Source organism: Enterobacter sp. BNK-14, from assembly GCF_047456095.1.
Taxonomy (GTDB): domain Bacteria; phylum Pseudomonadota; class Gammaproteobacteria; order Enterobacterales; family Enterobacteriaceae; genus Enterobacter; species Enterobacter kobei.
In genome coordinates, this window is record NZ_CP179897.1 from 782,376 (window position 1) to 804,258 (window position 21,883).

General features: G+C 54.8%; 18 protein-coding genes and 1 pseudogene. All 19 read right to left on the reverse strand.

Translation table 11 applies throughout. The features are described 5' to 3' along the window. Positions 1-500: 500 nt before the first annotated feature. A complete protein-coding gene (locus ACMGGM_RS03790; protein ID WP_014884209.1) occupies positions 501-983 on the reverse strand; it encodes a hypothetical protein in 483 nt (160 codons plus the stop codon). Between the two features lie 224 nt (positions 984-1,207). Next, positions 1,208-1,453, reverse strand: a complete 246-nt coding sequence (locus tag ACMGGM_RS03795) for a hypothetical protein (protein WP_023337401.1) — start codon at positions 1,451-1,453, stop codon at positions 1,208-1,210. Continuing rightward, positions 1,453-1,878, reverse strand: coding sequence for a hypothetical protein (locus tag ACMGGM_RS03800; RefSeq protein WP_047344644.1), 426 nt, complete (start codon positions 1,876-1,878; stop codon positions 1,453-1,455). Before ACMGGM_RS03800 ends, ACMGGM_RS03795 begins: the two co-directional genes overlap by 1 nt. 60 nt (positions 1,879-1,938) lie before the next feature. Next, a pseudogene (locus tag ACMGGM_RS03805) lies at positions 1,939-2,087 on the reverse strand (RHS repeat-associated core domain-containing protein); the annotation flags it as partial. A gap of 250 nt (positions 2,088-2,337) precedes the next feature. After that, complete coding sequence (locus ACMGGM_RS03810) at positions 2,338-2,769, reverse strand: immunity 26/phosphotriesterase HocA family protein (protein ID WP_047344645.1); 432 nt, start codon at positions 2,767-2,769, stop codon at positions 2,338-2,340. Beyond that, a complete protein-coding gene (locus tag ACMGGM_RS03815; RefSeq protein WP_237766985.1) occupies positions 2,766-7,175 on the reverse strand; it encodes an RHS repeat-associated core domain-containing protein in 4,410 nt (1,469 codons plus the stop codon). Before ACMGGM_RS03815 ends, ACMGGM_RS03810 begins: the two co-directional genes overlap by 4 nt. Before the next feature lie 3 nt (positions 7,176-7,178). Then, positions 7,179-7,619 carry a DcrB-related protein gene (locus ACMGGM_RS03820; protein ID WP_063943245.1) on the reverse strand — a complete coding sequence of 147 codons (441 nt, stop codon included), beginning with the start codon at positions 7,617-7,619 and terminating at the stop codon, positions 7,179-7,181. Positions 7,620-7,707: 88 nt separating this feature from the next. Next, on the reverse strand, positions 7,708-8,772 hold the full coding sequence (locus ACMGGM_RS03825; protein ID WP_045134153.1) for a hypothetical protein: 1,065 nt from the start codon (positions 8,770-8,772) through the stop codon (positions 7,708-7,710). Positions 8,773-8,775: 3 nt separating this feature from the next. After that, positions 8,776-9,330, reverse strand: coding sequence for a hypothetical protein (locus tag ACMGGM_RS03830; RefSeq protein WP_074165033.1), 555 nt, complete (start codon positions 9,328-9,330; stop codon positions 8,776-8,778). 76 nt (positions 9,331-9,406) lie between these two features. After that, positions 9,407-9,754: a hypothetical protein gene (locus ACMGGM_RS03835; RefSeq protein WP_080335822.1), complete on the reverse strand. Its 348-nt coding sequence runs from the start codon at positions 9,752-9,754 to the stop codon at positions 9,407-9,409. 30 nt (positions 9,755-9,784) lie between these two features. Then, positions 9,785-11,707 carry a type VI secretion system Vgr family protein gene (locus ACMGGM_RS03840; RefSeq protein ID WP_045134156.1) on the reverse strand — a complete coding sequence of 641 codons (1,923 nt, stop codon included), beginning with the start codon at positions 11,705-11,707 and terminating at the stop codon, positions 9,785-9,787. Between the two features lie 97 nt (positions 11,708-11,804). Further along, entirely contained in the window at positions 11,805-12,152 is a 348-nt protein-coding gene (locus ACMGGM_RS03845; protein WP_045134157.1) for an immunity protein Tsi6 family protein, read from the reverse strand. A 44-nt stretch (positions 12,153-12,196) separates the two neighbouring features. Further along, positions 12,197-12,640, reverse strand: coding sequence for a hypothetical protein (locus ACMGGM_RS03850; protein WP_045134158.1), 444 nt, complete (start codon positions 12,638-12,640; stop codon positions 12,197-12,199). A gap of 31 nt (positions 12,641-12,671) precedes the next feature. Then, positions 12,672-13,397 carry an ankyrin repeat domain-containing protein gene (locus tag ACMGGM_RS03855; protein WP_206695581.1) on the reverse strand — a complete coding sequence of 242 codons (726 nt, stop codon included), beginning with the start codon at positions 13,395-13,397 and terminating at the stop codon, positions 12,672-12,674. A 35-nt stretch (positions 13,398-13,432) separates the two neighbouring features. Next, positions 13,433-14,851 carry a phospholipase A(1) gene (locus tag ACMGGM_RS03860; RefSeq protein ID WP_045134160.1) on the reverse strand — a complete coding sequence of 473 codons (1,419 nt, stop codon included), beginning with the start codon at positions 14,849-14,851 and terminating at the stop codon, positions 13,433-13,435. A gap of 32 nt (positions 14,852-14,883) precedes the next feature. Next, on the reverse strand, positions 14,884-16,293 hold the full coding sequence (locus ACMGGM_RS03865; protein WP_045134161.1) for a serine/threonine protein kinase: 1,410 nt from the start codon (positions 16,291-16,293) through the stop codon (positions 14,884-14,886). Positions 16,294-16,317: 24 nt separating this feature from the next. Then, positions 16,318-18,933 carry a type VI secretion system ATPase TssH gene (gene tssH, locus ACMGGM_RS03870; protein WP_045134162.1) on the reverse strand — a complete coding sequence of 872 codons (2,616 nt, stop codon included), beginning with the start codon at positions 18,931-18,933 and terminating at the stop codon, positions 16,318-16,320. Positions 18,934-18,971: 38 nt separating this feature from the next. Then, a complete protein-coding gene (gene tssG / locus ACMGGM_RS03875; RefSeq protein ID WP_023330605.1) occupies positions 18,972-20,015 on the reverse strand; it encodes a type VI secretion system baseplate subunit TssG in 1,044 nt (347 codons plus the stop codon). Further along, positions 20,012-21,883 (reverse strand): type VI secretion system baseplate subunit TssF, encoded by a 1,872-nt coding sequence (gene tssF, locus ACMGGM_RS03880; RefSeq protein WP_032636246.1) that lies wholly within the window; start codon positions 21,881-21,883, stop codon positions 20,012-20,014. The genes tssG and tssF overlap by 4 nt, the downstream gene beginning before the upstream one ends.

Genomic DNA, 21,883 nt, shown 5'->3' on the forward strand with positions numbered 1-21,883 from the left:
AAACATTCCATTTGATATAAAAACCACAATCGAAGCTTTTTTCATTAGACTGTACAACAATACTTCCCCATTCATGCGCCCATTGAAATCCATATGGGGGATTGGTAATTTTAAGCTTAGGCTTTGAGGTTATTTCACTCTCAACCCATGATGTCAAACGCTGCTGCTCATCCGATAAATTACTCTGACTTGCCCTTTTACCCCAATCATTTAGCGTTTTATAAAAACTTCCATCCTTACTAGTAAGGAATAATGATGGGGTAAAAGAAAATGCTGAAGGCCTTAGTTCCAAAATGAAAATTTGACCTTTCCATTTAACATTATCGATAGCGAAATAAAAAGAACCTATTTTGTCAATGGCGAGAAGAACTTGTAAAATGCGGAATTTTTAAAAGTATCAACATCTTTTAATTCGATTGGGTAGTTGTTAATTGCTACAAATCCAGTATGAACATCAAGTTCCATTTCTAACATATCTAAACAACCTTGCCTGGAAGTGACTACGTTATATTCCAAACTATATATATCCCATGATTAAATGACTTTGTCTCATATGAGACTGAAACCCGCCCCCACTCAAAGTTCCACCTAATGATGTCTGTTTCCGTGGTATCAGGCGTGTCCAGGTTTAGTGATTCTTTCAGCCAATCAGACAAACTTTTCACTGATTCATTTAGCATGCGAATATTAGTTCGAGCGTTCCAATCATTTAATGCGTTATAGTATTGACTGTTTTTATCAACAAGATGAAGCATAAAAGGAAAACCATAGCACACTGTGCGTATAGTAACTTGAAATTCTTTGTCGAAAAACGCTACTGAGTCAACAAGGTAGTGATTAGGCATGGTTTTCTTTATAGCTTTGTACTTAACTAATTCGTAGTATAAATCACATTTACAAAAGCCTTCTTTAGTATCAATTTCCAAAGGCAAACCATCAAAATTTAGTTCACCTGTAATCGGTTTAAATTTTAATTCAATCATGTTGCCCTGTTCTACTTTTGAATGCCTAACACGAGATTGTAACTAAATCAACTACAACATGATGGCATCCATATAAAGAAGCATTTCCGCGTACAGATTACACGTGTTATATGCAAGGCTCACACTGCATTTTCCACTACGCAACTAAAATACACCTGCATCAATTATTGCATTACGCCACACCGTTATAACCATTTCAATCTAATCTACATGACAATAAATCCTTATTGCCAATGGTGTAATAAATCAATCCACATTTCTTTTTCTCCAGAGATAACTTTAATGTTATCCCTATTTTCTTTTACATACTGCATGTACGTTTCATAAATGGCTCTTATAGTCACGGTTTTTTCAGAGCGAGAACCTTCAATCAGAGTCATTAGTTTTTCTAAATAAATTAATGAATCCACTCTTTCGTTGAAAAAAACCTTGAGGTAATCGAGCACTTCATTATATGAATCGTAATTCATTATTCCTCCGGAAGAATATCAATTTTATCGAAAATAATTGTCCGTTTTTCTGCATGCATTTGTTCTACGCCCCCCTTTCCGTATTGCGGATAAGCATGCGTAAATTGTTGTAATGGTGCACCAATTTCATCTCCAAACATTCTTGGATGCCTCACTTGTGGAGTACCATTTTCGTAAAGTTGCAATGTATCAAACGTTCCTCTAATCCTTGCATCACTCCAAGAGACATCCGCTGGTAACGTCGGATCAACTTTATCGGGACCTTTTATCTGAAACGCATCACGAGCCGCTTTACCCGTTTCAAATTTTTCGAATCCAAAATACGTTACGGGCGCTTTTTTTGTTTCGAGAAGACCAGGAGCCCATTTATCTAAACTGCCATCGTCATTCAAGTATCGAACATAACGATAAGCAGTTGAAGGCATTGTAGCGCTTGGTCCCGCTGGACCGACATAGAAATCAGGTTTTGTTTTACCGCTACACTCACGGCTCAACCCCCACGGATCCACCCACCCCAGCGCATTCGGCGCATACTGGTAAAGGTTTATCCCCCCGCCAGCCCTATCGGGTCCTGCTGCGTAAACTTTCCGCAGTCCGGGTCATAATACCGGAACAGATTGTAGTGCAGCCCTGACGGGATGTAGTGGTAGCGGGTCAGCCCTCCCACCGTAGTGCAGACGACCGACTGTCATCTCCCGCTCCGGGCGAAGGTATGAGTATTGATATCCAGCTCTGCTGCGACAAACTTGTGGCTATTCTTCTCCAGCATGCATTGTTGTAATACTATTTGGCAAGACGATCATAAAAACTTGTGAATTTATTAAAGGTGTTAATGAGCTGCTGTTGTATGTAAACTAGCAGGGGAAGCACTCTTCCCCTGATGATCAAATATTTATCAGAACATTGTCGACAAGCTCAAAGCCTGAAACCCCCATAGTTGTGTAATTAGGATATTCAGCAACAGACAAACGCCTGATTTCCTCTTCCCCATCATATAAACCACCAGCATAATTAAATATTTTTAATTGTTTTTTTTCTTCTGTGAGATTAGCATGCCCTATAATTTTCCAAATGCCTTTGCTAATATTTTGGTTGCCAGTGAAAATAACCTTCATCTCTTTGCCAAATTTTTCAAAAGATAGAGGTGTTAGTGAACTGTTCTCTTCAAACTCCTCTGTTTCCTGTATTGATAAAATGCAGAAACCTATTGCTTGCTTAAACTTTTGCTTTGGAGCAAAAACAACCTGGCAAAGCGCATACTTCCCATTACTCATCGGAATGACAAAGATGTCACCCTCTTTATATTTTACTTTCATAAGCCATTCCCTTTCAGAATTGATAACGCATCTTTCAATACTTCCCCACCCCAATCCCTACTATGACCTGCAATATCATATTTGCTAGCGTTTGGGTTATTAGGGCTATAGGATCTAATTTTATTGAGGAGATTTGTGAAAGAATTTGTTGACTTAGCTCCACCATTAAGATCCATAATCCTTTGTTCCAAAAACTTAGCTTCCGCTTTGGTCAAATTATTATCAAATATGGTCAACTGTTCCAAATGTGATTTACCCGGTGTATTCGCATGGCTATTCAAACGTGCTGGAGCATCCCCACGTCCTACATAGATAATGTTCTTTCCATCGTGTAGCACATACAACCCTTGACCATTTACTGGATCATAATGTTTGCCCGTACCTCCAGCCCTTCGAGTGGATGGTAACCCCTTACAAGGTGTAAGACCTAAAGGATCTGTCCAAACTATAGGATTAGGAGCATAGCTGTAAAGATTTAACCCGCCATTTAACCCTATTGGGTCCTGCTGCGTAAACCTTCCGCAGTCCGGGTCGTAATACCGGAACAGATTGTAGTGCAGCCCTGTCTCACGATCCAGGTATTGCCCCTGCATACGCAGGTTCTGAGAATATCCTGATACCTGCGTTTCGCTTTCCCGCAGCAGCTTGCCCCAGGCGCTGTTCACTCCTTCCCAGCGCACCTGCCCTTCGATATCCGTCATCCGCTCCGGCGTGCCGTTGGGCTGACAGTGGAACCAGAAGATTTCCGGGGCATCCACGCCGTCGATACGCGCCAGCGGATCGTAGCTGTCCTGATCGCTGTAGACGTAGGTCAGCGGCACATCCCCGTGCACTTCCTGCAGCAGGCGGAACCCCTCCCAGACAAAACGGGTAGTGACCGGCTTGCCGGTTGGCTGCCCGCCCAGCATCTGGCGACGCGTTTTGCTGATCCGTCGTCCGAGCGGATCGTAGCGGAAGTTGACCTGCGTCTGCGGTTTGTTGCGATCCCGCGGCTGGCTGATGACCTCCGTCAGGCGCTGCTCGCCGTCGTAGCGGTAGTGCCACCGGGTCTGGCCGTTATCCTTCTCCACGGTGCGGCCGTGAATGTCATAACGCCAGCGAATGCCGTTCAGCTGCGTCAGGCGGTTATGCGTGACCTTCTCAGCAGAGCCTTCCAGCGGGTTGCCAGCGGCATCCCAGCGCCACTGCTCCTGTCCGGGCAGGGAGCCGTCCTGAACCAGCAGGCGCCCAGCGCTGTCATACTGCCAGCGGTACCAGCTGAACGGATTATCGTCCCGCTCTTCCCGCACCAGGTTATTGCGGTAATCGTAATCCCAGCGGCGAGACCAGCGGCGCGGCGACGGGCGTTGGGCATTGCCAGTGAAGACATCCCGGCGATGCAGTCGACCGAGACGGTCGTACTCGCTGCGGGTGGTCAGCAGCCCCTGAGTACGGCTGGTCTCCCGGTGGAGTTCGTCGCGGGTAAAATCAGAGACCGACAGCTTATCGAGGGCAATGCCGAGCAGATGCCCGCTGCCGTAGTAGAACTGTTTCAGCTCGCGGCCATCGGGCAGCGTGACGGAGGTGCGGTTGCCCAGCGCGTCATACTCCCACGCCAGCTCGCCGTGTTCGCCCGCCTCGCGCGTCACGCGACCGAGCGCGTCATAGTCAAAGGCAAGCTCCTGCTCGGCCTCGGTGGTCCATGCGTCGGCTGAAAGCGCCGGATGCAGCCCGATCCGGCTTAATAGCCCGGATGGTGTGTAATGATAGCGGGTCTGGCCTTCCGGCGTGGTGCGGGCGACCAGCTGGCCGCTTGCACTCCAGGCGAAGGCGTGGGTGATCGCCTCAGGATGACCGGCGGCAAAGGTGCGCGCTATCGTGCGCCCGCAGGCGTCGTAGCGATACTGCGAGGCCACGCCATCAAGCCCTGTCTCTTCCAGAAGAAGCGAGTCCGCGCCCCAGCGGAACTGATACGCTTCACCGTTTTCGTTTTCCAGGGCAACCAGACGCCCGCGGCTGTCCCAGCGGCGGCGCACCTCTTCCCCCTGAGTATTGCGGGTGGCGGTTAAGCGCCCTGCGTCATCGTATCTGAACTCGCTTTCTTTCCCGTCAGCGCCCGCATGCTTCACCGGCAGGCCGCGCTCGTTCCATGCAAGTGACTCCGTCCAGCCTTCCGGACGATCGAGCTGCACCGGACGTCCTGCCGCGTCGTAGCGATAGCGCGTCTCTTCGCCGTCGGCGCCAGTCTCGGCCACCAGCCAGCCGAGCGGATGATAACGGTAGCGGGTAATGCGCCCGGAACAGTCCGTCGCACGTACCATCTGCCCGGCGTCGTTATACTCCTGGTAGCGGCTGTTTCCGGCGGCATCGACCTCCTCAATAACCTGACCAAACTCATCCCGGTGCAGGAGCGTGGTCTGCCCCATCGGGTCGACCACGCGCTTCAGGCCGTGATGTTCGTCGTACCAGAAACGGGTCGCGCTGCCGTCGGCTTCGATAATGGCCGCCGGAAGCGCGCGGTGCTCCAGCCAGGTGGTGGTACGGGTATTGCCGTCGGCGTCGATCTCCTGCACCCGGTTGCCCATTTCGTCGTAGACGAAGGTGACAGCATTGCCGAGGGGATCGACGCGACGGGTCAGAAGTTCGTTGTCATCCCACTCGTAGCGCCAGGTTTCACCACGCTCGTCAACGTAGCGGACAATCAGATTTTGCGCGTTCCAGTAGTGCTTACGCGTCTGACCATCGTAGTGCTCGACGGTCGTCAGCCCGGCGGCTAAATCATAGCTAAAGCGGCACCCGTCGCCGGTGCTGGTGCGGTTTTCCACCACCCGCCAGTGGTCGAATTTTTGCCAGCGGTATTCACTTTCCAGCCCACCAGGCAGGCGGTGCCAGACCATCAGGCCACGGTCGTTATAGCGGTATTCACGCGTCACCACGCCGGAGGCATCCGTCGCGCTCGCCAGCTGGGCGCACGCATCGTAGCGCCACTGCATCAGCGGCCAGGAACGGTTGCCGTCGAAATGGCTGGCTGCGGTAACGCGCTGCGGGAAACGTTCATCTTCGTAGCGCAGGGTGACGTCGATTGCCCGCGGCTCGTCGTGAAGGCCGACCAGCCTGCCGTGCTCGTCCCACTCCGTCAGCAGCGCGTTGCCGTATTCGTCGCTGAGGGAGGCGAGACGCAGGATAGATGGATTCGCCCGGGTCGGTTTATACAGACGCCATACCGCACCGTCATCATCGGCGATCGCGACGTCGCCGCTCTCATTGCGGCGGATAATAATGCCTTCGCTGATGCTGTAAAACGCGCGGTCGACAGGCGGCAGCTCGAAGCTCAGCTCACGCCCGGTTTCGTCGAACCAGGTGGCGTTGTTTTCTTCCAGCGTCAGATAGCTGTCAAAGGTGGTTGCCCAGCCCAGCCCGAACAGCCCTTCGCGGGTAGTCAGGCTGTTATAGCTGCGCTGCCAGCGAAGCGGGAAACGCCCTGGCAGCGAGAAATCGAGCTCATCGTCGTCATTCAGTACCTTTACGCCGGTGGCGGCGTGAACCGGGTGCGAGGAGCCGAACACGGCATTCACGGCCATATCGGCCAGCATCCCGCCGCCAGCCGCCGCCAGCGCGCAGGGCATATTTTTCAGAATCTTGCCCGGACGCCCGCGCAGCAGGGAGAGCGCAATCATCCCCAGCGCCAGTCCCGGCGTTTTACCGCTTTTGATATCGCGAACCGTGAGCGTGTCGCCGCCAATGATCACGTTCGGTGAGACGTCGTCGGAAACCGTGCCTTCACAGGTGGTGCGATCTTTCGCGCGCACCGCAGGCTGTCCGTTGATAAAGACGCTTTTGGAGCCTTCCGCCAGATACTGCGGCCCGGAGTGTTTTTCGCACGCCACCTTGTCTTCTTCCAGCGGCGAGGTCCCCGCCGCGGCAGAGGCCACGCTCGGCTGCCACATTTCGCTGCCAAATTGTCCGGCGGCGGAAAGGAGCATGCCCGCGTAGTCGGCAAAACTGCCCGGCGACTGTGGTTCAGGGGAAGGGGTATCCGCAGGCGTCAGCGTTCCGGCCGCGCGCGCGGCGGGGATCGCATTCGTCAGAACGTTATTCGAACCGGTGGTAATTTTGCCCGCAGGCGACGGAGGGAAAAGCGCATTGCCCAACCCTTCCGCGGCATTGCTGATATCGTCAGTGATCCCTGCCACGTTCGCCAGCACGCCGCCGATAATCCCGCTTAACAGACAGCTGGATCCAATTGCCGCCACGCCTGCTGCCGCGGCCCCCGCCCCCAGCAGTGGTGCCGCTACGGTTGCAGCAGCGCCTACCGCCGCGCCGATCACCGCATAGGCGGCACCTTCCGCCACAATGCTGGTGATGTCAGCAAAAATGCTGGAGTGAATAATCTCGTCGCCCTTACGGGCCGCGTTGTTATCGCTCATGCCTTACACATTCCGGTTGTCGTTTAGCGTCAGACTTTGCTTAAGCGCGCTCCAGCGCACCTCGTCCTCTTCGGTGAATGCTCTGAGTGCCGAGAGGGTAAAAATCATCAATACCGGTTTGCCCGGCGTCTGTACGGCCAGCTGTTTTTGCCACAGGCGCTGCCCGTTACGGTCGAAGGTGGTCTCAACTTCCAGCCCGTTAATTTTTCCGTCAGGGCCGGCTTTTACATTCCGGAATTCGCTCTGGGCAATTTCGCCCATCTGAGGACGCAGCACATCCCACTGGCGGTGAAACTCTTGTTCGTAGTCGCTGCCGTCCGGGATGACGCCGCGGCTGACCACCACGGATAATCCGCTTTCGTCATCGCGAATAATATTCATACTGTTATCCTGCCAGGCAGCAGGATAAAGGGAAAACGAACCTTCCTGGAGGGTGTATTTCATAAGTGAACTCGGGATGGTTAATATTGTGAGAAACAAGAAGGCCAATCCATGCTGGCCCTTTGGGCTGGCTGTTTTATTATTTACGCCATTAACCTGACTGTTCGACTAAAACCTGGCTGCCTTTGCTGACAACCAGTTTCGCGGGTGCATACGTCACGGTATAAACGATTTCGCCATTCTTGTACGTTGAGCCGATTATTTTACCTGCGGAGTCGCGCAACGTTTTTCCCCTTAAGGAGATCGTGCTGTTATCGCTTTTGCGCACGCCGAGATAAACCATCTGGGCACATTCGCTCTCGAAATGGCCACACTTGTTTATCAAAGAAATAGCGAATTTTTCGGTTTCCAGTTTTCTGGATTCAGCGTGATGATCCGAATCGGCTTTATGTAATGTATAACGCAGCGGAGCATAATCATTGCCATGTTGAGGAGGCGTTACTAAACGCCATTCCATTTCATTTCCCTTTATTTGGAGAGCAGCCTGCCCACCTACACCGCCAAGCGATGAATTGAACTCAACAGTGGCACGATTGCCAGCAATCGTACCGCTAAGATTACGCTCATCATCCTCGGGGCAATCAATGCGGTTTCCTCTCCGGGAGATATAGCAATAAGAGCCGGTGATACGGTTGCCTGACCGAGCTAACTGCAGGGTTAACGTCGAGTCGCTCCCGAACTCGCCTGCCCATACCCCGTCAAAGGCGAGTCCTGATTGGCTGTTCGATGCAAACTGCAGCGTATTGAATCTGGAGGCCCATTGCTGAATATCGGTATTAATCACCTGGCTATTATCAGATGACCGATATTGAATAACGTCCGACTCCGGAACCACCCAGGCCGCAAAGATTTTGCCGTCAGGATTGATGACCAGCGCTGACGCATTCTCCAGGTAGAGATCCTTTAGCCAGCCTTCAACAAACAATCCGCCACCTGTGGTGGTATGCGGTTCACCAAAGACATCAAAGTTATCAATAAAGGTCTGGTAATGATTTCCCAGCGTCTTCCTGAGACTGTCTGTCACTTCGCTGTCGTTAACGATGCGGCTAACCGTTTCGAGCTTATTGTATTGCGTTAATTCAAGCGCCGATGACGTTTCAACGACGCCTGTCAATAAAGCGGTCAACAATGCGACTGCCAAATATTTTTTGGTCATAAATCACTCTGAAGTACCATTTTCGTAATTCATGGTTATTTTCACAACCTGACTGTCTATAACCTTAAAAGAGAGCAATTTCTTACCCAATTCATAGGAAATCCACTTCTCCCCGGAATCATTTTCGAACTGACCATCGCCGTAGGCATTGTTCAGATCTCTGATTGTTGAACCCACATGAATGCCACGCGGCGTTAAAATATCTGAGGCAGTCAGCGTAATCTGGGACACGATATAATCGTCAACGCTTCTTTCTGCTTTATCCCACCAGAGGTTGGAACTGAATATTTCTAACCCAGCCTTTTGATGCTGGTAGAATTTATAGTTTGTTCCGTCAAAAGGAACTTCACCGACAAAATGGCCTTCAAGCGGCACGTCAATTTTACGGGCAATATCAGGAGTCCATCTGTCGCCCAATGCGACAGGCTGGTCTTTAATCTGCACAGAAAAATCCCGTTTTGTCAGAACGGAAGGCATCACCTGAGCCAAAACCACATTGCTGCTCAGACAGGTAAACATCAAGGCTGAAAAAAGAAATGTCGGAGTGTGTTTTTTCATATTAATTGTCATTCAATGAATATTTATTGCGCTTCTCACCGCTGGAAACACCGCCAGGACATGGGAGCTGTGTTTCTTATTCGGCGCTTATGACGACAGAATCCAGACAGTCAGGTTTTTTCACGGTGAAACTGAAGCTCACCTTTTGTCCATTAATGTCTTTTGGCGCGGTATAACTGGTCACTTCATTCTCAGAGCGGCCTTGCGGATAGTCAGTGAGCACCAGTTGCGGAAAGTGCATTTTAACGGTATCAAGCGTTATGCATTGACCTGACGGTGAAAAATTCAGTAAAGGCGCCATGTCGCCGTTATCTTTGCTTAAACGTAAACCAATTTCGGTAATGCTCGTTCCATCATCCAGTTTGAAATCGTCAGCATTGTAGAAATTGATATATTCATTTTGTTTAGTGATCTTAAATGACAACGGCGCAATGCGATAAGCACCGCACCGGCCTTACTCATCTTTTGGCGTAAACTTCGCCTGCACAGCCGCATCAATATCCCCTTTATGCCCCGATCCCGGTGCCGTAGTGCCCGGCTTGGTTCCCGAGGTATTCAGGTGCAGCTTACCGCCCGTGGTGATATAACCATCCCCTTCCACAAAGAAGTTAAACTCTTTACCGATCAGGTTAATCTTGCCGTTAGCATTCAGCTCAATGGCGCTTTCCCCTGAGACCAGCCGCAGCTTCGTCCCGGAAGCAATGACGTACTGCTCCACCGCCGCATCCAGCTTGCCTTTGCCGGTCAGGATCTCAGTCCCACCTTTGACAGCCTGGGTCTGGTTCGCTTCCACACGATGCAGTTCATTTTTCTTAACGTAATGGCTGCGCTCGCCGCCGACGCTGTGCGTTTCATCGTTTTTAACGCTGGTGTCCATGTTGCGCTCGGCCTGGATCCATACCTGCTCTGCACCCGCCTTGTCCTCAAAGCGCAGGGCGTTGGCGTTGTCCACGGAGCCGTCTTTCGTGCGGCTCATAAACCCCATCTGCGTCGCCGCCGCCGGCAGCGCCCACGGCGGCATGCTCGCGTCGTTGTACACGCGACCGGTAATAATCGGCCGGTCCGGGTCGCCGTTGATAAAATCCACCACCACCTCGTCGCCGACGCGCGGGATTTGCACCCCACCGTACCCCTGGCCCGCCCACGCGCTCGACACGCGCACCCAGCAGGAGCTGGTGTCATCCCCCTTCGCCAGACGGTCCCAGTGGAACTTCACCTTCACCCGGCCGTATTTGTCGGTCCAGATACTCTCGCCGTTCGGGCCCACCACCTTCGCCGTCTGCGGGCCGTAGGTGCGCGGCCACGCCGTGCTCTGCGCCGGGCGATAAGAGACCGACGCCGGGATGACCGTGAAATCGGTCCTGTGAACAGTTTCACCTTCGCCGCTGGCGTAACGGTTCTCCTCAAAGTGATACCCCGCCGCCGTCACCAGATACTCGCCGTTATCGCTGAAGAACGGCGCGTTGGTCAGGGTGAAGGTGTGGCCCGGCGCAATCCCCGCCGCCGTGGCGGTGGCCTGAATCTGCTGGTGCTCAACCTGCCAGCGCTCCTGGCGAATGCGGGCGTAAAACTCCGCATGCCCGGTCTCCACAAAGCGTCCCGGCCAGTCGTAGACGTCAATGCTGCCCGGCTTCGGCGACGCCGGGTTCTGCTGGGCCTGGAACAGCCACGCGTTCGGCTTGCGGAAGTCATAGTCGTCGAGGCTGTAAATCCCCGGCGTCACGCTGTCCTCAAGCGCCCACTGGCTGATGCCCTCTTCGTCCGTACTGCCGCCGGACGGCGTCTGGTGGTAAGGAATGACCTCATAGCCGCTGAACGGCTGATGCTGGGTGGCGGCGTCGGTGAGCACCAGGGTGTGCTTGTCGGCCTCGTGGCTGAAGTGATAAGCAATCCCTTCCAGCTCCATCAGGCGGCTGATGAAGTCCAGGCTCGACTCCTGATACTGCACGCAGTAGTCCCACACCCGGTAACTGCCGGTGAGTTTATCCTCCACGTTGACCTGATGTTCAGCCAGCAGGGTTTTCACAATCTGCGGCACCGTCTGGCCCTGGAAAATACGCAGGTTACGGTCGCGCTTCATCGGCCACAGGTCCGGCTCCACCGTCAGCTGGTACACCGCATAGCGAGTGCCCGTCAGCTCAACGGCGCTGACCGCCACGCGCGTGACTTTGCCGTTGATGTAGCGGGAGGAGAGCAGGTTCTGCGTCGGAATGGTCACCGTGACCGGCTGGCCGAGCAATTTGCTGCGGTCAATGCGTGCATCCGTGCCGAGCAGGGTCAGCGTCAGGGCGAACGACTCGGACATCGCCTCGCGGCCGGAAAGTTTCCAGAAGAGCAGCCCCTCGACCGGGAGCTGGACTGTAATTCGGTTGAGCATAATCTGTATTCCGTAATGGTTTATGCTAAATAAAAAGTGTTAACAAAGAGGAGATTTATGACCAGAAGTTTTAGGAGATGCGCAAATCACCGTCAGCTTAATTTCGATACCGCTTTTGCCTTTTCAGATATTCATTATCTTGTTCATGTGGAAGGATCACCTTTAACCCATCAGCCATCTGCGAAGCGATGTAGTTTACATTTGACAGATGCCGGGCAAGCTCTTCATCAGTCGTTTCAAACTCTTTTGCAGCCATAGCGCCTAAATTTAAAGTATGAAGCTTACTTTTATCTTTTTCCTTTCCTGCCAGGAGATCCCTGACATAAGCCACTTGATTTTCAGCAACGTTATATACAGAAAAAGAAGGATGAATAGACCGTCGCTCCTGAATCGCGGCGAGGGCATTTTCAATATAGTCCATCCCTGTACAGCTTTGTTTATTCATGCCACCCCTTTAACTGCCATTTCAAGGAAGTTATCCTTTGAAGGTCAAGTATTACGCCCCTTTCCGTATGGATATATCCACAGGGAGTAGATCTTAAGAAACTCTGAGAATATAAATAAAATACTATTTAGACAGACGTTCGAGACACCCGCGAGATTCAACAACAGCGGAAAAAGGGTTACCGAACACCGGAAGGAGATCGGGCGGAAAACTTCCTGGCAGAGCGCCAGTTTGCTCGCGACAGGCTTACCTGTCAGAAAGCACCATGCCGAGGCAAAAAGCGACACCAGCAACAGAAGATCGAAAATAAAGAACAGCAGCAGAACGCTATGCCCATCACCAGACAGCCCGTTTCCTGTCAAACCGAAGGAGGAGATATCGGATACAAAGGGCACTCTGCCATGACGCACGGACTGCGCGCAGTAAAGTGCAACAGCCAGCGCATCCATTGTTCCCCAGAAAATGAAAAGCCGCTTTTTAATACTCATTATTGCTCAGGAAACGCACTGTTTAACGTCATCACTTATTCACCGGCGCAGGAGGCCATTTACCGCCATGCTGAATAAGCGCGTCTTTAATTTCAGTGAGTTTTTGATATTCGTCGCTGCCCTCTTTCGCCCGGTTCAGATACCGCTGCAGCTGATTAGCCATTGTCCAGCCATTATCCGCCTTGATCTCTGCGTTGGCACCACGCTCCAGCAGAAGCATGACATGATCGTAAGAGTGAAAATCGAGCGCAGCGATCAGCAACGTATTACCCAGTGAATTGGTAATATTGATATCCGCGCCTTCATCAAGCATCGCCTGCAGGGTATCGGTGTTTTTTGCTTCGAGGGTTTCGAAGAGAATTGGCTCTCCAAACGTTTTATCCCTGGCATCCGGCGATAATCCGCCCTCCAGCATCGCCTTTATCCAGACTCCACTGTCCGCTTTCAGCACATATTCGGCCGGACTGCTCTCTCCCTTAGGCCTTGGCTGCAGCGGATCTGCCCCCGCTTTGACCAGCGCGGTAATAATTTTTAACTGCTCGGGTGTTTTCTTATCGTTAATTGAGTTCATCACCGCCCAAAACAGCAGCGTCATGTCCTCTTTACCGGGTGTATTAAGGTCCGTTTGCGAAGCTAACTGAGTCACCTCATTCACTTCACCGGCTTCAATGGCACGCGCTAAGGTGAGCTGCTGTCCGCTGAAGTAGTTGTCTGGTTTTAAATCCATATTTTGCTTGCACCCCTGAACCATAAACATTAAACAAAGCGCTATCCAGCCTGTAATCAATGATTTCACGCGCGGCTCCCGATGATTGCGATGTCTTCATCCTTCTGTTGCTCAATACACTTAATCGCCTGATCGATACCATGGCGATCCAGAGCACCTCCCGTTCCACCCGGGAGGTCGTGTGCAATTCCAGCAGCGTTCGGCATGACGGCAGAAAGTTCTTCTTTGGCTATCAGTGCCGGTATGTGTCCTTTTACCGTTTTGAAATCTTCCCAAAGGTTAACTTCCTGAATTTTTGTCAGCAGTTCACCTTCAACACGGTAGGCCTGAATATTTTCCGTACTGCCCAGCAGGCTGCCGCCGTATTTCTCCACGGTACCCGGATGCAGACCGGCCGCGTTGAAGGTCCATCCCGGCATACCGCTGGCCATCGCGGTAGCAGAGGCTAATCCGCCCCCCAGAGAGTGACCCGCAATGTCCACTTGTTGACCGGATTTAGAGAGCTGTTCGCCGAGCCCCACCGCTCTTTTGTAATAATCTGACGCCATGCCGAGCCCCTGGGCACCGTTATTTTTCCAGTCAGCCATGTTTTTCATGGGGAAGAACTCGGGCTGCCGCGATCCTCTGAACACGAGCGTTGGATTCATATCGCGACCAAAAACCTCGGGATCGGGTTGATATACGCGGGCCAGAAAATCAGGCGAGGCGGTATTGTCGAATAGTACTTTGCGGTTTAGCCCAAGCTTCTTGAGCGCGGCGGCATCATTACTAATATCCGTCCACCCCTCCGGCACGCCCGGCGTCGTTTCCAGCGGGTTTACGGTCTTATAAACATTTTCCGCAAGCTTCGCTTTCTCCACGGCAATGTTATTCGCCGCTAACCGCTTAGCCGCGATCTGCGCATCCGGGTAGAGACTGTTGCTGCCCTTCGCAATCAGGTCCTTACGAGCCTGCCAGCGTTCGGCTTTGGTCATATTCTGCAGCTGCGCCGCATAGGTTTTACCGTCTTTACCAGGCGTTGGCTGGTCAGGCACCTGCGCCGCTTTGGATTTCACCACCTGAGTTGGCAGCTCCGTTGGCGCAGGGCGGGAACCATAGGTGCGAACCATCGTTTCGTAACGATCGACGATAGTGCTTACCGGGTACCAGCCCAGCCCGGTGAGCGAGGCGGCCTGAAGCCGCCCTTTGGCATTGATGTAAAAAATTTCCGTTACCGATGACCAGCTGCGAAAACTTTCGTCAATCGCAACGATTCTGCCCATATCAAGATCCTGCGCGATCAGCTTGCGCGTATCGCGCCCGGACTGATAGGGATTCGCACCGGTGATGGTTCGCAGCAAATCGTAGCGCGTGAACAGCGAGCGCAGCGAATTGTCGGGCACCGACATAATCCACTGCCCGGCGACGGACGGGCGGATAATTTTCGCAAAAAGCGCCGGCGAGACGTTCTCGCTGAAAAGATAGACAAACTTAATGTTATACATTCGCTCCGTCCTGTTCCCTGTTCCTGACTGACTTACGGATTCACCAGCCAGGTGCCCGGCTTGGCAATATCCAGCGTCTGGCTGCGCGTTCTCCCGTTGCCCTGCAGTTCAATCTTCGCCTCACCGGCGGGCAGCTTGAGCGATGCATAGCCGTTGGTCGCCGGACGCAGCGCTTTTGTCTCGCCGTTCACTTTCAGCGTTTCGCCGTCCTGAATACGGATATAGACCAGCGCAACAGGGCTCTCGACAGGCGGTGGCGTTTGTTGTGCGGTCGCCTGCTCGCTCACCTTCTCCGTTTCTGGCTTAACATCTGGCGCGTTCGCGGCGGTTTCCGTTGGACGCGTCTCTGCGGGTGCCTGCTCTGGCGCATCCTTGCCACCGCTGAACAACATCGCTCCGGCGACCACACCCACCAGCACGCCTGCGGCAACCATGCCCGGGATTTTGTAACGACGCCAGTCGAGTGCTGAAGCCGGCTTTTCCTCTTCCACCGGTACCAGCATGGTGCCCGGTTTTTTCGCCGTCAGCACATCGTTTATGCCCGCAACCGGCATCTCGATCAGCGCGGCGAATTCGTCGATAGACTGAGGACGGTCTTCCATGTGCAGCGCCAGCGCGCGGTCGATGGCCTGCAGCAGCGGGATGGAATAGCCCTGCGGCATAATTTCCACCAGTGGCTTGCAGGTATCCTGAATAGAACGCACCACGCTCACCGGCGGCGGAGAACCCACGATCAGGGTGCGCAGCACGGCGCCAAGGGCGTAAATATCCGTCCACGGGCCCTGCTCGCTTTCGTTGTCGTCGGTGTACTGCTCGATCGGTGCAAAACCCGGTCGCAGCATGGTTTCCGTTTCGTCAGAAAGGTTACCGATGGTGCGGCGCGCGGAGCCGAAATCAAGCAGTACCGGCAGGCCGTTATCCTGGATCTGGATGTTATCCAGCGAGATATCACGGTGCAGATAGCCTTCGTCGTGGATGGTCTTGATGGCGCCAAACAGCATCGGCAGCGTGCGGCGGATCCAGGCCTCGTTGATCAGCTCCGGTTTTTCTTCGCGCAGGCGCGAAAGCGTGGTGCCGCTGTAAAACAGCGTTCCCATGTAGGCCGTGTCGTTTTGCACCCAGAAACGCAGGACATGCAGCAGGTTCGGGTGGTTAAAGCGCGCCAGCAGACGGGCTTCCTGAATGAAGCTGTTCAGGCCTGCGGAAAACGCTTTGCCAAAGCGCTCGCTGCGCAGCACCAGGGTCATGTCGTCGCCGCGCACGGCGAGCGAGGAAGGCATAAATTCTTTGATAGCGATAGTGCGTTCGAGCTGGTGATCCCACGCGCGATAAACGATGCCAAAACCGCCGCCGCCGATCACCTCTTTGATTTCAAACTCGTTGAAGCGGTACCCGACCGGGAGCGCGTTTGGGACAGTCCGATTGTTATCATTATCCGTCATCTTTTACAGTTCTCTTGATGATTATTACGCGGCAAACTGACAGTGAAACTCGCCCTGCTCGCAGGTGACATGCAGACGTCGGTACTGCTCGTCGCTGCGGCTGGCGGTAAGTAAGATCTGGCTCATCTGAGGCAGCAGGGTGTTGGTCAAAATAGCATCTACCATGCGGCCACCAGACTCCACCTCGGTACAGCGCTGAACAATCTGTTCCACCACGCTGTCGTCAAACTCAGAAATGATATTGTGATTCTCTTCCAGACGACGCTGAATGCGCTTGAGCTGCAGGCGAACAATCTGCCCCAGCATCGCGTCGCTGAGCGGGTAATACGGCACCACCAGCAGGCGGCCCAGCAGCGCAGGCGGAAACACCTCCAGCAGAGGCTGGCGCAGCGCGCCGCTTAAGGCGTCCGGTTCCGGCATCAGTTCCGGATCGGCACACATAGCGCTGATCAGGTCAGTGCCAACGTTGGACGTCAGAATAATAATGGTGTTGCGGAAATCGATGTGGCGTCCCTCACCGTCCTCCATCCAGCCTTTGTCAAAGACCTGGAAGAAGATTTCGTGGACGTCCGGGTGCGCTTTTTCAATTTCATCCAGCAGCACTACGCTATACGGACGGCGGCGCACGGCCTCGGTTAACACACCGCCTTCACCATACCCGACGTAGCCCGGCGGCGCACCTTTTAAGGTGGAAACGGTGTGCGCTTCCTGGAACTCACTCATGTTGATGGTGATAACGTTCTGCTCGCCGCCGTACAGCGATTCCGCAAGCGCCAGCGCGGTTTCCGTTTTACCGACGCCGGACGGGCCGCAAAGCATAAAGACGCCCACCGGTTTGTTGGGATCGTCGAGTTTTGCCCGCGAGGTTTTCACGCGACGGGCAATGAGATCCAGACCGTGACGCTGGCCGATAACACGCTGGTTAAGCGTGTCGGCGAGATTCAGCACCGCGTCGATCTCGTTTTTCACCATCCGCCCCAGCGGGATCCCGGTCCAGTCGGAAACCACTGCGGCAACCACGTTTTCATCTACCGCCGCAAACAGCAGCGGCTCATCGCCCTGCAACGTTTTCAGCGCCTGCTGCTGTTCCGCCAGCTGGCTGTGCAGCCCGGCGGACTCCTCCTCGCCCGAGGCAAACAGCGCGGCGCGCAGGCGGATAATTTCCTGCACCAGACTGCGCTCCTCTTCCCAGCGCTGGGTCAGGGCTTCACGTTTGGTTTCATACGCATCACGTTCTGTGATTAACGCCGTTACGCGCTCATAAACGCCTGCACCAACGCGCGCTTCGCGTTCGGCTATCTCAATCTCCACGTCCAGCGCGGCAAGATGGCGCAGGCAATCTTCCAGTTGCGCCGGTGGCGCGCTCTGGCTGACCGCCACGCGGGCACAGGCGGTGTCGAGCAGCGCAACGGCTTTATCCGGCAGCTGACGCGCCGGGATATAGCGATGCGACAGCTTCACCGCCGCGCTGACCGCTTCGTCGAGCAGCAGCACCTGGTGGTGAGTCTCCAGCGGAGATACGGTACTGCGCAGCATCAGAATGGCTTTCGTTTCGTCCGGCTCGTGAACCTGCACCGTCTGGAAACGACGGGTCAGCGCCGGATCTTTCTCGATGTACTTTTTGTATTCCGCCCAGGTGGTGGCGCCGATGGTACGCAGCTGTCCGCGCGCCAGAGCGGGCTTCAACAGGTTCGCCGCATCGCCGGTCCCCTGCTGGCCGCCAGCGCCAATCAGGGTGTGGATCTCATCAATAAACAGAATAATCGGCGTGGCGCTGGACTGAACCTCGTTGATCAACGCCTGCAGACGGGCTTCAAACTCGCCCTTCATGCCTGCGCCAGCCTGCAGCATGCCGATATCCAGCAGCCACAGCTGAATATTTTGCAGCGGCTCCGGCACGTCGCCATCGGCGATACGCAGCGCCAGCCCTTCCACCACCGCCGTTTTCCCGACCCCGGCCTCACCGGTCAGCAGCGGGTTGTTCTGGCGGCGACGCATCAGGATATCGACCATCTGGCGGATCTCTTCATCACGCCCGACTACCGGGTCAATCTTCCCTTCGCGGGCGCGGGCGGTGAGATCCTGGCCGTACTGAGCCAGCGTACCCTGCGCTGCCGGTACCGCACCCGCTGGCGCCTCGACGGTGGCCGCAGCCTGCTGCGTCTCTTTGCTGTTGGCGCAAACCGTATCGAACTGCTCGATCAGCACCTCGACGTTAAGACGGGTGAACTGCGCCGAAATGCTTTTCAGCACGTTTGCCAGGTTCCAGGTTTTGAGCAGGCCGATCAACAAATGGCCGCCACGTATGCGGCTGACGCCAAACTTCAGCGAGCCATAGACCCAGGCGCGCTCTACGGCGCTGTCGATATGTTCGGAGAGATCGGAAACGGAACTCGCGCCGCGCGGCAGCGCATCCAGCGCGGCCACGATATCGCGCGTCAGTTGCTGTTCGTCGAGGGCAAAGTGGCGGATGACCTGCTGCAAATCGCCATCCTGCTGTTGCATCAGTTGATGCAGCCAGTGCACCAGCTCAACATAGGGGTTACCGCGCAGCTTGCAGAAGGCAGTCGCGCTTTCCAGCGAGGTAAATAACAGCGTATCCAGTTTGCCGAAGAGCACGGCACGGCTAATTTCTGACATGTTAGTTTCCATTAACAATGATTCGGTATACGGAAGGATTACCGCTCTGCGCGATAGACCAGATCGCCACGCGGGACAGGCTGCGGCTGAAGGCCCAGCCAGGTGTTGTAGCCTAATTGCCCATTGCTGCCGAGCGAAGTACCCTGCACCGCGTCTTCATGCAGGATCACCCGCGTTTCCCATTCAAACTCCACCCCAATGTACTGGCGCACCCAGTCGCGCAGTTCGGTGACCCACGCTTCGCCAGGTAAAAACCGGTTGTACTCTTCAGCGCTCAGCGGGCCGATTTCAATACGAAACTTATGCTGTACGTCGCGGACGGCGACGCCAAGAAAGGCGGACTCCCCCATGCGCGGCATACGGCGACCTTCCCCCAGCTGTGCCTGCTCACGCGTGGAGAGCGGCATCCACTGCGGCACGTTGCTTACCAGCCTGACCGGGGCGTTAAAATAGTTGCGCAGGATCTTCTCCAGCCCCTCCGGATCCCGACTGTGACGGGTCAGATGCCCGGCGTGGGTAAAGCGGGCATGGGCGCTCAGGCTGCCTTTATTCATCTGGCCCGGCTGTCCCATGCCAATCAGCGAGGCCAGGTAGCCCTCAAAGCGTTTGTTGTCAGCGCGATCAAGGGAGACGGCAGGCTGCGCATCCGCCCAGGCGCGGTAAAACAGCAGCGTCAGACGATGATGAAACAGATCGACAAACGCGCTCAGGCTGGTGTCCTGATGATGATGAATACGCTCGCGGGCATATTCGGTCATGTGAACCGGCAGCGGGCCGTTCGGACCAAACAGCCCGAAGCTGAGGATAGACACCTCATGCAGCCCGCTCTCTTCCCGCAGGCTGACCTCGGCCAGCGTCGACGGCGCAAAGCTCATCGACGGCTGCTGGCCGATGCGCAGCGGCTCAAATTTCGGTAGCGGCGCGCGTCCCAGCGGGTAGCGCTCGCCGCCCTGAGCATCAATACGCCTTAACAGCTGAAACAGATCGTAGCGCCAGGGCGTTTGACGGACCCCGTGCCAGAACGTCTCCGGCAGCTTCGTCAGGCGATGCACGCGCAGCGGTGCAGTGGCAGCGTCACTCATACCAGCGCCCTTTTACCCATTCTCGGTGCCCAGTAGCCGATCTCGCCGCGCTGCTGACTCTTCAGGGTGAACTCAGTAAAACTGTTGATGGATACCAGCCGGGCAAACAGGCGTTCCAGCACGCTGCCGAAAAGCCACGGGCTGGCACCGGAAAACGCCCGCTCGTCTACGGTCAGGGTAATGCCGATTCCGCGGGCGAAAACGACCGGACCGGGTTCAGGCACGCGGCGGTGAACCGGCTCCAGCACGCAGTGGCGAACCCCCTCCACCTGACGCGCCACGGCCGTTTCGGCCAGGTTGGCATACAGCCCTAACAGCTGACGAAGCGCGGCAGCCCCCTCTTCATTCTCGCTGTCCATCAGGCTGAGGTAGTTCATCTGCAGCTGGCTGATAAGCCGCCAGGTGCTGAACCCTTCTGCCAGCGCCGGACGCGGTGGCGTCGGGCCTTTACGCAGGGTCAACGATTTCACCGGCATGGAGTCGGCCATGATGAACTGCCCAAGCTCCTGCTGTAGCATCAGCGGCAGGTCGCGGCTGGTGCAGAGCACCTCGGCAGAGATGTAGCGCAGGTTTTCCTGCCACGGGGCGTGCTGTTCATCCACCAGCGAAACAAACACCTCTGAACCGATATAGCCGGTACGGGTGCCGTAGCGCTGGGCATGCTCAGAGAGCACGCGCTGTTCCCGGCGCAGGGAAAAATAGGCCCCGTAGTTGCCCGCGTCCCCGCTCCAGGTGCTCCAGAAAGGACGAAACGTCTGGTCGTCACGCTGACCGTCCGCGCTGCCGAAGATTTTATTCACCGCGTAAATTTCATAATCCAGCGGGCGGATGTTATCGACCACCAGATGGTATTCGTGCTGGCCTTCATTCAGCTTTTGACGTGCCGCCACCTTCGGGAACAGGTTGATGACCGGCGTGCAGTGCAGCGCCAGATGGCTGGCATCCACCACGCGCTCCAGCTGTTCATCAGATTTATCCAGCAGGATGAAGATATCGAAGGCTTTTTCGCCTTCACAGCGCTGGATCAGCGTGCTCAGGCCGCTCAGGCTGATAAAGCGGAAACGGGCTGGAAACGCGAAATACTCCTGCAGCAGACGATAACCGTCAAAGTTGCGCAGATCGTCCGGGAGCAGTGCCTGATCCGCGGCAAAGCCCTCCTGACACAGGGCATCCGACGCCAGCAGCTGTCGCTGAGGTTGCGGGCTGACCGTCTGGCAGACGATCCCGGCGTGATGTTCCATCACCAGCTCCAGCAGCTTCAGCGCTTCAATGTCCGGGCCGCTGAGGAAAAACGTCAGCTGGTCGAAATTCAGATGGCCGAGGTTTTGCGGGCCGTCGCAGGCAATGCGGATCCGCAACGCGCTGTTGATTCCCCGCTGGCTTAACCCCAGTTGTGCCAGCGGCAGGTCAGCAGGCACGCCGCCCAGCTCCACATTGTCAATTTTCAGCGGCAGCAGATTAACCTCGTGCGCCGTAGTATAGCTGCAGGTTACGCCGGTCTTTTTCAGCGCCAGGCTGTCCATCATGGTGCCGCGCGGCACAATAAAGCCATTGCTCAGGTCGCCCCGGCTGCTGTCGGGCTCGATTTGCGCAATCGCCATTGATGGGGTTGGCGCGAGGTAATTCGGGGCGATCATCTCCAGCAGACGCTGGGAGAAACGCGGAAACTCGGCATCCATTTTCATCTGCACGCGGGAGGTCAGAAAAGCGAAACCTTCCATCAGGCGTTCCGTGTACGGGTCCGCCACTTCAATGCCGCGCATGCCCAGTCGTCCGGCGACTTTTGGGTAGCGCTCGGCAAACTCGGCCCCCATTTCACGCAGGTAGGCCAGCTCACGGTTGTAGTATTCGAGCAGTTTACTTTCCAT